Here is an 11,757-nt window from a genome sequence, read left to right on the forward strand (position 1 = left end):
GTTAGATTTCATGTTTATGGTTCTAAATTTTAATCGTTAAGTTTCCCGACTGAATTTTTTGTTGGGTGATAAAGGAATAAAGAATATTAAAAAGATAACAGGGGATGACAATAAGGTATGCAACCTGGTTATTATAAGCATGAGATATCCAGCCATAGAGCAAAGGCAATACTGCGCCTCCCGCAATGCCCATGATCAATACCGCAGATGCTTTATTCAATTGCTTCCCTTTAAGTGTTTTCAGGGCCTTTGGCCAAATAACCGGCCACAATAATGCGTTAGCGAATCCTAATAATGCCACTGCGCCGATCGAAATTATGCCTGGAGTAAAAAGGACGACCAGCGTAAGAATAATCGCCAAAACATTCGATATCAGAAAAGCCCTTTCCTGGCTTACATATCTGGGAATAACGATCACACCGATAATATAACCAGTCATCATCGCTGCGAGGGTATAGGAGGTCAAACTCTTGGCGATATCCAAACTGAAATTATGATAAAGACCATAATTCCCTATTGTATCGCCCGCAATAACCTCAACACCAACAGAACAAAATATAGCCAGAAATCCCAATGAAAAACTTTTAAGCTGTTGGCTTGTCAGTGGCTGTTCGATGTCCTTTTTTGCGGAATTTTCAACTGGCAGAAGCGGAAGGTTGGCATGTTTCAAAAGCCATGCAATCAATACTAAAATCAATGTCAAAATCACATAAGGTAAGATTACACCCTGCGCCAGTTCATCCAATCGTTCTTGTTTTGCTAAACCAGTAAGGGCTTTTAATTCGGTGACAAGAAGGTCTGATTTATTGAGCAGGATCGTTCCTAAAATTATCGGCGCAATAACACCTGCAAACTTATTGCATATTCCCATTATGCTGATTCTTTGGGCAGCTCTTTCTGGCGACCCGAGCAAGGTAATGTAAGGGTTAACTGCAGTTTGCAATAACGTTAATCCTGCCCCGACAACAAATAGACCCGAAAGAAACAGAGGAAACATTCTTGTCAGTGCAGCGGGCACAAAAAGAAGACAACCAGATGCCATTATAAGCAGGCCGATCCTCATCCCGCGTACCATTCCCGTACGCTCCAGCAGCTTCCCGGATGGCAAAGCCATTACTGTATAAGAAATATAAAATGCAAAAACCACGAGATAAGCCTGCCACTCTTCCAGTTCACAAGCAATTTTCAGGTAAGGAATTAATGTACCGTTTACCCACGTTAAAAACCCAAATATGAAGAAGAATCCTCCTATCGTGATTATCTGAGCCATATAACTTTTCTCTTTCAAGGGATTCAACGGTATTGATACACTTGTCATAATTTCTGAGTTATTTTTAAAGCTTCCTGAACACTTCCATATGCTATTAACATTGCTTTTGCTTTTTCATAATCCTGTATACCTGCCTTTTCCATTAACATTTTTGTTCCCCTGTCAATCAATTTCTGATTGCTGATTTGCATGTTTACCATCTTGTTATCCTGAACCCTTCCAATACCGATCATGGTAGCCGTGGATATCATGTTTAAGATCAATTTTTGGGCAGTACCACTTTTCATCCTCGTGCTCCCGGTTATAAATTCAGGACCAACAACCACTTCTATTGGAAAATCAGCAAATTCGGAAATAGGACTTTCTATATTGCATACAATTGATCCGGTTACAATTCCCCTCTTTTGCGCTTGTTTTAATGCCCCTATTACATAAGGGGTACTTCCACTGGCTGCGATACCGATAACCACATCGTTCACAGTCGGCTCATACCTATTCAAATCTGCCCATCCCATATCTTCACTGTCTTCTGCATCCTCGAAGCCGAATCTTAATGCCTCATCACCACCTGCCATAATACCTATAACTACGTCAGATGAAACCCCAAAAGTTGGTGGGCATTCGCTGGCATCCAGTACTCCCAATCGTCCGCTGGTACCTGCACCAATGTAAAAAAGCCTTCCTCCTGCTAAAAGTTTTTCCTTGATTATATTGACCAGATTACCAATCTGCGGTATATGTTGTTTTATCGAATCAGCGACCGTACCATCTTCCATATTGATATTACTCAATACTTCAACCGTTGACATTTTTTCTACGTGCCTGTATTTCGATGGCATTTCAGTAATTCTTTCGGAATTCATATAATGATATAAAATTAAGTAATTGCTAGCCCCAAATTATGTACTAGTATATACTGGTACATAAAACAATATTAGATATAAAAAACATATTTCCAAAGTTTTTTTGCTGGTTCTTAAAATATTTTTTTATCATAAGTGTTTAGATGTTATATATTTGGCCCATGAAAACCGCTTTAGAAGAGCAATCTTTAATTAAAATCAATCCTCAGGAATCTAAACCTATTTATAAACAAATAGTGCAGTCCATTCGTGAATCTATTGCCATTGGCAAACTTAAACAGGGAGATCTATTACCTTCAGTTAATCATATTGCAGCAGAATTTTCGATTGCAAGGGGCTCAATTTTTAAAGCTTATAACGATCTTCGGAACAACGGCACTATAGATTCCATACCAGGGAAAGGGTACTTCGTAACTAATGACAACATTAATACTGATAAAAATATATTTTTGTTGTTAAGTACGTTTAACCCTTACAGAGAGGTTTTATTCAACGCTTTTATTGATGAGATAAAAACCAAAGCAACAGTTGACATTTATTTCCATCACCATAACATTAAAGTTTTTGAGACATTGGTTAGAAATCATTCAGCCTACTATAATACTTTTATTGTCATGCCTGTGCTGCATAAAGATTCAGAGAAGATATTAACTGAACTTGATCAAAGGCGGTTATATCTTCTCGATTCGGGAATGAAGGAACTTGGAAGCAAGTATCCCTATGTGTGCCAAAACTATGAAAAAGACATTTATACTTTTCTGGAAAGCTATAAAGAACGGCTGACGAAGTATAAGCGCGTGGTTTTATTGTTCTCTAGTAATTCCCGGTCTTATGATGTTATAACCGGTTTTGAAACTTTTTTTAAAAATTCAGCTATACCTGGTATTGTAGAAAAGAAAACATTGACCTTCAAATTCAGGAAAGGTGACTTGTACATTATCAATGACGATGGTGATTTAGTTAATATCATCAATGGAGCAAAATCAAATGGATGGATTCTTGGAAGGGATGTTGGAATAGTTTCCTACAATGAGACCCCGCTAAAAAGTGTAATTGCAGAAGGAATTACTACAATAACGAGCGATTTCGGCAAAATGGGCAGGGACATGGCGAAGATGGTTTTGAACAACAAGAGGGAAAAGATAGAAAATCCATTTCTGACTATTGAACGAAGTTCTTTCTAAACCGGAAACAACCACTTGTTCCGCACTTAATAAATATTCAATAGGACAGTGATATTTAGTGGGTATTTCAGCGAAAGTGTTCGATCATTCCGCATTTAACCTGACGTGTTGTTCCGTGCTAAACTGACGCTTTATTTCAATTAAAATTGTCCTTTAACGGCCTCAAACCGTGTTTTCTGTAAATGTATGTTTCGATTTCTTATTATGGATTAAGCCGAATAAGCGCATATGGGGCGTGTTCACAATGCAACTGGTATAACTCACTTGATCTGATCATAGGCTTAGGGCAGAAATTTTTGCTCAATTTGGTCTGAATCGTCTAAAATCAAGTCAAATAAGGATTTGGAAGGCGCCAAAACAGCCTTTAAAGCATGTTGAGATTGATTTCGGACGCCATTGAGAGGGAAATATGCTAACTATTGGAACCAGGGAGCAATTATTTACCACTCGGCAATTCGTCACGTGGCCAGTTTGGAGCAAAATGAATGGGTTACTTTATCGAAATACACATGTGTGCAAATAAAAAACCCCACTCGGAAGAGTAGGGTTTAATCATTGATTTCGAGCTCCTTCTGCTGGGCTCGAACCAGCGACCCTCTGATTAACAGTCAGATGCTCTAACCGGCTGAGCTAAGAAGGAGTATCCGGCTACCAAAACGGGCTTTTTGATTCATTTAAGAACGTAAAGCTTTGTCCGTTTTGGGAATGCAATATTAGGGCTTTTAAATTATTTATGCAATATTTGCAGTAAAAAAATATTAAAAAAAATATATGAGCCTGATAATCATAGGAACCGTAGCTTTTGATGCTATCGAAACACCCTTCGGAAAGACCGATAAAATAGTTGGCGGCGCTGCAACCTATGCAGGTTTGGCTGCTTCTTACTTTTATGACAAGACAAAAATAGTTTCCGTCGTAGGTGATGACTTTGGCCAGGACAACATTGATATTTTTACCGAACACGGAATTGATACTGAAGGGTTACAAATAAAAGAAGGAGAAAAATCATTCTTTTGGTCAGGCAAGTACCATAACGACATGAACAGCCGCGATACGTTGATTACAGAATTGAATGTATTGGAAGCTTTTGATCCGGTCATCCCGGAGAACTATCAGGACTGCGAATACCTGATGCTTGGCAATCTGACTCCTGTTGTACAGTCTACGGTTATTAAACGCCTTAAAACGCGCCCAAAGCTGATTGTACTGGACACGATGAACTTCTGGATGGACATCATGATGCCTGACCTGCTCGAAACGATTAAAATGGTAGATGTCCTGACCATCAATGACGCTGAAGCGCGCCAGCTTTCCGGTGAATACTCTCTGGTGAAAGCAGCCAGGAAAATACTAACTATGGGGCCGAAGTACCTGATCATCAAAAAAGGTGAGCATGGTGCATTGCTTTTCCATGAAGACAAAGTTTTCTCAGCCCCTGCGCTTCCTTTAGCAGATGTTTTTGACCCAACCGGCGCCGGGGATACATTTGCAGGTGGATTTATCGGTTATATGGCAAAAGTTGGAACGGTGAATTTCAATAATATGAAAAATGCGATTATTTTCGGATCGGCACTTGCTTCATTCTGCGTAGAAAAATTTGGCACGGAAAAGATCCTCAACTTAACGGATATTGAAGTTGCTGCAAGAGTACAGGAATTTGTGAGCCTGAGTGCATTTACTATCGAGGCTTAAACAAGTTTTAGAAAGGCAAGCACAGAGTTGGGATGTCGGAAATTAATTTGGCATCCCGTTTATGCCTGAGTGGTTGTTTATTTTAATTTGCCGATAACAGTAAATTTCTCAAATACAGTTTCGGTGTGCGGTGCGTCCGGCAATTCGTCTGTGAGGTCCTGCCCTGCCCAATGCTCATAATGCTTTCCATTTCTCCAGAGCCTGCTTTCGGTTACATCATAGATCAGCCCTTTGTAGGCTACCCAGATTTGCGGCTTGTCCTGCCCGTTGCGCAATGCCAGCTGCTGTTTGGTATAAAGAGGCTGATCTGTCATATTACGCACTATTTTGCTGAAGTTGTTTTACTGTTAAAAACCTCGAACAGATATATACTTGCCAGAAGTATGATCATAAAATAGAAATGAATCTGAGCTAAGCCTGTTAGGATAAAGTAAACAGGAAAAATCAAAACCATATACACCAGGTAAGCACGATAAAATCTGTACATGAACCTCAATTTATTGAAGTATTCAATATAGATAAGCAAGAGCACTAAAACGACATTGAAAACTATGCTATATATATTTCCGGATCTATAAGCAAAGAAAAGCATGGCTATACACAGCCCCAGTAATAAGTTGCTAACTGTAAGACTGAATTTTTGCAGTCTGTCGTCTGGGAAGGTCAGGTTCAGAAAGTTGTAAATGCATAGTCCCGTAAAGGGCATTAAGAGACAAAACAACCATTCTTCCAAAGGTAGGATTCCAAGATAGAGACCAGTAATATAACGTGGATCAAAAGTCAAAAAACCTGACAGCCGAAGCAAGTGAGAGGCAGCAATAAGTAATATGGACGGAATCAGCGCAGCCGGGAGTGCAAGCTTCCATCCGCTAAAATACCTTTTTCTCCTGCCAAACAAAAGAAATAAAGGCGGTAGCAGGAGTACTATGCTGACCGATAAATAGGTGTAGTTCATGTATCCAAAATTTCAGCTTCAAAAGTATGCTTTTAACCTTACATTAAGCCTCCTCAGGCGCAATATCATCTTTCACATGCAGCAAACTAAAATCCTCCAATAAAAAAAGGGATGCCGCAATGGCATCCCTTTATCAAAGATTTATCCGCTTTATACGATATCTGCACCGAGAATGTCTTTGGAATATGTTTTTAGATATTTCTTTAAAATCTGACGTGCAACATGGATCCTGGTTTTTACTGTCCCAATCGGAATATTCAGCTCATCGGCAATTTCATGGTATTTAAATCCTTCGAAATATTTGATAAAGGGCACATAATACTCTGGTTGTAAAGTAGCCAGGGCTTTATTGATATCACTGATCACAAATTTACTTTCACTGCTGTTTTTAGCCGCGCTATAATGCAGATTGGCTGAAGAAATATCATCAGATTGGGTAATTAACGAATTGGTTTTCACCAGTCTTCTATAATTGTTAATAAAGGTGTTTTTCATAATGGTGAATAACCAACCCTTCAAATTTGTACCTTCTTTAAATTTACTGTAATAGGTCACTGCCTTCAACATGGTATCCTGTACTAAGTCGTTTGCATCTTCTATGTCTTTGGTAAAATTTAAAGCGAATGACTGCAAAGAAACCGAATGGTCGTTTAGCTGGAGGTTGAATTCATTTTTTGTCATAATGTTTAAGTTTTAGGGTTAAAAAAAAGGCAAACAAAAAGAGTTTTATAAGTGGCGCTTATCAGTTTGTTTAAACTTATATTACTAAAACATACACAATTGGTATACCAAAAATCACTTCTGGTATTGTCAAATTAATTTTCGCGGCTCAGGGCTATGTCTTGCCGGATGTCACAGAATATTTACCTCTCTTTCAAGCTTAACATGAAATTTGGCATCCACTGCAACGACGATCTGTTCTGAAAAACTATACACTTCCTGACCGGTAGCATGACCATGATTTACTAGAACCAGTGCCTGATTTCTCCAGGTTCCCGTTTCTCCACTTATTATTCCTTTAAATCCGCATTGTTCTATAAGCCAACCCGCGGCAAGCTTTACCCTGCCATTCGGAGCAGGATAATGGACGATTTCAGGGAATTGTTTAAGTATCAGATCGAATTGGGTCTGGTCAATTATGGGATTTTTAAAGAAACTGCCTGCATTTCCTATAGTTGAGGGATCGGGTAATTTGCTAACCCTGATGTCTGATACCACAGCCGAGACATCCGATATAGTTGGTGATGATATATTCCTATTGGCCAGTTCATCTTTAATTGCTCCGTACTGAATGTTGACATCCGGAATCTTATTTAACCTCAAACTAACGGATGTGATGATGTACTGATTCTTTAGCTCGTTTTTGAAAATACTATCCCGGTATCCAAACTGGCAGTCTTTATAGGTAAAGACTTTAGTTTTCGCGGTTGCTATCTCATAGGCAACGCAGGATTCGAATACATCTTTAAGTTCGACGCCATATGCTCCTATGTTCTGAATTGGAGACGCGCCCACTGTTCCAGGGATAAGACTTAAGTTTTCAATGCCTCCAAAACCCTGCTGAACACAATACTGAACCAGATCATTCCACACCACACCTGCTCCGCTTGTAACGACGACATCATTTCCATCTTCTATTGATTTTATTCCCGGGATGCTGACTTTTATCACAAGCCCGTTAAAGTCTTCGGTAAACAGGATATTACTTCCGCCGCCCAAAATCAAAAGTTTTTGTTCCCCGATAAGGTCGGAATTTAGCAATTGCACCAAATCACCTTCATTAACGATTTCTGCAAAATACCTTGCGTTCACAGGTATACCGAATGTATTGTATGGCTTTAGAGATATGCTTTCTTGCAGTACCGACATAGAATGAACAGATTGATAATTGTGCAAATGTAACTGATAACAGGGGTGTAATAAACATGATAAAGATAATATTTAAAAAAAATTCCTATTTTTCGGCTCTATTGTAAAGATGTCTGAGGGTGTAAGGATGTCAAAAAGCGGCACATTATTGTTTATATGGAAAATCAGGATAAAAAAAGAGTATTAATTATTGAAGCAGCGCTAAAGAGGTTCGCTCACTACGGCCTCTCCAAAACCACGATGACCGAGATCGCTAAGGATATCTCTTTTTCAAAAGCACTCTTATATTATTATTTTCCTGACAAACTGAGCCTGTATGTTAGCACCATTGAATACCTGATGCAGATCATGAGCAGGGACCTGGTCAGGTCAATTGACAAAACCACCACCTCAACGGAAGGAGTACTTAAGCTTCTTCAAAAACGGCAGAGCTATATCCAGAAATACTATAATCTTTTTGAATCCAATCAAATTATTGGCAATGATCTGCCAAAAGGCCTCAACGAGAAATTTCAACGTGCAAGAACTTTTGAAACGATCATTTTAAGTTCACTTTTTAGCAGGGGAATAGCTAGCGGTGAACTGGCTATGGAAGATCCAAAACTTGCTACTGACATTTTTATAGATGCCCTGTCCGGAATACATTTTAACATCCTTACCAAAGACAAAAATATCCACCCCGCCAAAGAGCAGTTTAAACAGATCTTTATGAAAGAGCGGATGTTTGCAGAAATTTTCCTTTCGGGACTGCAATCCAAGCATTAATTGTCATTTATCCGTCAGTTTTAAGAAATTTTAGCAATAAAATTCCTTAAGCAGGATTATGGCCTTACTTTTGACCCTTAGAATAAAAAAGTCAGAAAGTAAAAAAGTAAAATGGTAGAAACAGATAAAAAAAGGGATGTAATTATAGAAGGAGCGATCAAGCGTTTCATGCATTATGGAATTAACAAAACCACTATGAATGAGATAGCTGAGGATTTATCGGTATCTAAACCCTCTTTGTATTACTATTTCCCGGACAAGAACAGCCTGGTGCTGGGCGTCATCGATAAAATATTCACCGATTATTTTGAAATCATCGAAAAGGACAAGTCTTCGGACATCTCCCTTGAAGACCGTCTGGGCATTTTTATAGAAGTCAAGCACCGGTTCTTTCAGAAGTATTACATGCTTCATTTATCGGGCGGAAGCCCGGATTCGTCTTTAAATTCCGATGAGCTTAGAGCCCACTTCATGAAGATGAAAAAGAAGAACGAGGATTTTCATGCCGAAATCTTTGAGCGGGCTATGGAAAATGGAGAAATAGCGCCTACGGACGTAAACAAGATCGCGGAACTGTATCTGGAAAGTCTTGCAGGCATTACTTCGCTATGTATCATGCATGGCAATAAGGAGCTTTTCCCAAGTAAAAAAGAAATGAAGGCCATGCTGGAAAAACAACTTAGTCTTTCTAAAATATTTATCAAAGGACTTCAATAGACTACAAATTATATCATATGAATACGATTATTAAACAGATAAAAAGAATACCCTTACTGCTTCTTGGTTTAGCTTTATCAAATGGAGTGAATGCGCAGCAATCGCTGACTCTTAAAGAGGCGCTCAATTATGCGGTGCAAAACAGTGTTAATATACGTAAGGCCAAGCTGGACATAGATGCCGGGAAATACAAAACTGAAGAAATTAGAGCTCAGGCTCTACCGCAAATAACAGGCAGCGCAAGTTTAACGGACAATCTTATCATTCAGAGCATTGTTTTGCCTGGTGAAATCATTCAAAGGCCGGGCGAGGTGATTGTTACCAAAGCAGGCACCAAATACAACGCCGGCGCCGGTGTTCAGTTAAACCAGCAACTTTTCAATCAAACTGTTTTCACGGGACTTAAAGCCGCTAAAACAAGTGAAAGCTATTACAAATTAAGCGCTGATCTTAGCGAAGAACAAATCATAGAGATGGTCGCCAACAATTATTATTCGGTACTGGTGAACAGGCAGCAGCTGAATGTTATAGACACCAATATCAAAAATGTTCAGGTGGTAGAAAAGATCATCGCAAACCAGTACAAGAACGGACTGGCAAAAAAAATAGATGTAGACAGGATCAGTGTAAACATGACGAATTTGCTGACACAGAGAGAGCAGATCCTAAATGCGATCAGACAATTGGAGAATCAATTGAAGTTCTCAATGGGGATGCCAGTGGAAACGGCCATTGTTTTGCCTTCTACCGAATTAACTGAAGTATCGCAATTGCCTGCAATGTCTGAAAGCATAAATCTGGATAACCGTACTGAACTGAAGATAGCACGTGTCCAGAAAGACCTTTATTCTTTGGACAGAAAGGCAAAGATATCGGAATATTACCCGACCCTGGCCCTAAACAGCAACTATAATTACAGTGGCGTCAGTAATAAATTTGATCTTTTCAAAGGAGGAAATACAACTGCCAACTGGTTTGATATCGCTTCTGTGGGAGTAACGCTTAAAATCCCGATTTTTGATGGCTTTGCTACACGATCAAGGGTACGTCAGGCAGATGTAAATCTAAAAAAGGTGGAGGAAGACATCAGACAAACAAAAAATTCCCTGAATCTGGCCTATGAAAATGCAAAGATAGGATTGAGGAACAACATGAATACCATCAATGCTCAGCGTAAGAATGTTTTACTGGCACAGGAGATTTATACCAGCACCCAAAACAACTATAATAACGGTCTGGCAAACCTAACCGATCTTCTGGAGACTGAAAATTCATTAACAGAAGCACAAAACAATTATAATCAGGCGCTTTTGAACTACAAAATTGCCGAAATACAATTAATCAAATCAAACGGAAATATAAAATCACTTTTACAATGAAAAGAATAATTATAACGATACTGGTAATTATAGTTGCGGGGACAGCAATTGCATTTGTATTGAACAGCAATAAGAAAAAGAATGCAGCTAAAACTGCACTTGTTGCGCAAGGTGGTGGTGCTGTGAGTGTGCGTACCGCAACCATTAAAAAAGCGCCAATTGATCTTGATTTTAGTGTTAATGGAGTTTTTGCGCCCAATCAGGAGCTCAATTTTCTGTCTGAAAATGCAGGCCGCGTAAGCAAGATCTTTGTAGATGAAGGGGACCGTGTAAGTAAAGGACAAGTCATTGCCCGCATCGACGCAGAGATCATCAATACAGATAAAGAAACTGCCGAGGCGACTTTGCAGAATGCAATTAAAGATGAAGCCAGGTATGCGAGCTCGTTTAAGACGGGAGGTGTAACCCAGCAGCAACTTGATCAGGCCAGACTTACGGTTCAAAATGCGCGCCTGAGATTGCAAAGTGCATCAAGAAGGGTAAGCGATGCGAACATCAAATCACCTATAAATGGCATCGTCAATAAAAGATACATCGAGGTAGGTGCTTTTGTAAATACACAGGGCACCCAAATGTTTGAACTGGTAGATGTTTCTAAACTGAAACTGAAAGTGAGTGTAAATGAAAGCCAGGTTGCTAACCTTAAAGTTGGGGATGTAGTCCAGATCAAATCTAATGTTTTTCCAGCAGACGACTATAGTGGAAAGATCACCTTTATTGCTGCCAAGGCAGACAATTCACTAAACTTTCCTATTGAAATTGAGGTTGCAAACAATGGCAAACATGACATTAAAGCGGGTATGTATGGAACTGCTATATTTAAATTCCCTGCTCAGGCGCCTGCTTTGACAATCCCGCGCGGATCATTTGTAGGCAGTGTAAGCAGCAACCAGGTATTTGTGATGGAAAACGGGAAAGCCAGAGTCCGCAAAGTGATATCCGGCAGGATCCTGGGTGAAAATGTAGAGATCATAGACGGCTTAAAAGAAGGCGAAACTGTAATTACAAGCGGACAAATCAATTTGGTAGACGGCAGTGCCGTAGTACCGGTAAAATAAGACAT

12 protein-coding genes and 1 tRNA gene are annotated in these 11,757 nt (G+C 39.4%); 6 read left to right on the top strand and 7 right to left on the bottom strand.

Annotated elements, in window-relative coordinates; translation table 11 throughout:
- Positions 1 to 22 precede the first annotated feature (22 nt).
- Both QEP08_RS17890 and murQ read right to left on the bottom strand, forming a co-directional pair.
- Positions 23 to 1,318 carry a sugar MFS transporter gene (locus tag QEP08_RS17890; RefSeq protein ID WP_285060000.1) on the bottom strand — a complete coding sequence of 432 codons (1,296 nt, stop codon included), beginning with the start codon at positions 1,316 to 1,318 and terminating at the stop codon, positions 23 to 25.
- Complete coding sequence (murQ, locus tag QEP08_RS17895) at positions 1,315 to 2,133, bottom strand: N-acetylmuramic acid 6-phosphate etherase (protein ID WP_285060001.1); 819 nt, start codon at positions 2,131 to 2,133, stop codon at positions 1,315 to 1,317. Before murQ ends, QEP08_RS17890 begins: the two co-directional genes overlap by 4 nt.
- 161 nt (positions 2,134 to 2,294) lie before the next feature.
- Between murQ and QEP08_RS17900 the strand changes: the two genes are divergently transcribed.
- Positions 2,295 to 3,317 (top strand): GntR family transcriptional regulator, encoded by a 1,023-nt coding sequence (locus QEP08_RS17900; protein WP_285060002.1) that lies wholly within the window; start codon positions 2,295 to 2,297, stop codon positions 3,315 to 3,317.
- A 566-nt stretch (positions 3,318 to 3,883) separates the two neighbouring features.
- On the opposite strand, the gene QEP08_RS17905 is transcribed toward QEP08_RS17900, so the two are convergent.
- Positions 3,884 to 3,957, bottom strand: a tRNA-Asn gene (locus QEP08_RS17905).
- A gap of 131 nt (positions 3,958 to 4,088) precedes the next feature.
- Here QEP08_RS17905 and QEP08_RS17910 point away from each other — a divergent pair.
- On the top strand, positions 4,089 to 5,009 hold the full coding sequence (locus QEP08_RS17910; RefSeq protein ID WP_285060003.1) for a PfkB family carbohydrate kinase: 921 nt from the start codon (positions 4,089 to 4,091) through the stop codon (positions 5,007 to 5,009).
- A gap of 77 nt (positions 5,010 to 5,086) precedes the next feature.
- Here QEP08_RS17910 and QEP08_RS17915 read toward each other — a convergent pair whose 3' ends face one another.
- The 4 genes from QEP08_RS17915 to murB form a co-directional block, all read right to left on the bottom strand.
- Positions 5,087 to 5,323 (bottom strand): cytochrome b5 domain-containing protein, encoded by a 237-nt coding sequence (locus QEP08_RS17915; protein ID WP_285060004.1) that lies wholly within the window; start codon positions 5,321 to 5,323, stop codon positions 5,087 to 5,089.
- Between the two features lie 8 nt (positions 5,324 to 5,331).
- Positions 5,332 to 5,964, bottom strand: a complete 633-nt coding sequence (locus QEP08_RS20925) for a lycopene cyclase domain-containing protein (protein WP_431844618.1) — start codon at positions 5,962 to 5,964, stop codon at positions 5,332 to 5,334.
- A gap of 150 nt (positions 5,965 to 6,114) precedes the next feature.
- Positions 6,115 to 6,645: an RNA polymerase sigma factor gene (locus tag QEP08_RS17920; protein ID WP_285060005.1), complete on the bottom strand. Its 531-nt coding sequence runs from the start codon at positions 6,643 to 6,645 to the stop codon at positions 6,115 to 6,117.
- 171 nt (positions 6,646 to 6,816) lie between these two features.
- Positions 6,817 to 7,833 carry a UDP-N-acetylmuramate dehydrogenase gene (gene murB / locus QEP08_RS17925; RefSeq protein WP_285060007.1) on the bottom strand — a complete coding sequence of 339 codons (1,017 nt, stop codon included), beginning with the start codon at positions 7,831 to 7,833 and terminating at the stop codon, positions 6,817 to 6,819.
- 156 nt (positions 7,834 to 7,989) lie between these two features.
- On the opposite strand from murB, the gene QEP08_RS17930 reads away from it, so the two are divergent.
- The 4 genes from QEP08_RS17930 to QEP08_RS17945 all read left to right on the top strand — a co-directional run bounded on the left by QEP08_RS17930 (position 7,990) and on the right by QEP08_RS17945 (position 11,752).
- Entirely contained in the window at positions 7,990 to 8,598 is a 609-nt protein-coding gene (locus QEP08_RS17930) for a TetR/AcrR family transcriptional regulator (protein WP_285060008.1), read from the top strand.
- 111 nt (positions 8,599 to 8,709) lie between these two features.
- Positions 8,710 to 9,315: a TetR/AcrR family transcriptional regulator gene (locus tag QEP08_RS17935; RefSeq protein ID WP_285060009.1), complete on the top strand. Its 606-nt coding sequence runs from the start codon at positions 8,710 to 8,712 to the stop codon at positions 9,313 to 9,315.
- Between the two features lie 17 nt (positions 9,316 to 9,332).
- Positions 9,333 to 10,694, top strand: coding sequence for a TolC family protein (locus tag QEP08_RS17940; protein ID WP_285060010.1), 1,362 nt, complete (start codon positions 9,333 to 9,335; stop codon positions 10,692 to 10,694).
- On the top strand, positions 10,691 to 11,752 hold the full coding sequence (locus tag QEP08_RS17945) for an efflux RND transporter periplasmic adaptor subunit (protein ID WP_285060011.1): 1,062 nt from the start codon (positions 10,691 to 10,693) through the stop codon (positions 11,750 to 11,752). The genes QEP08_RS17940 and QEP08_RS17945 overlap by 4 nt, the downstream gene beginning before the upstream one ends.
- Positions 11,753 to 11,757: the final 5 nt, after the last annotated feature.

It is taken from the genome of Pedobacter ginsengisoli (assembly GCF_030244015.1).
Classification (GTDB): Bacteria; Bacteroidota; Bacteroidia; order Sphingobacteriales; family Sphingobacteriaceae; genus Pedobacter; species Pedobacter ginsengisoli.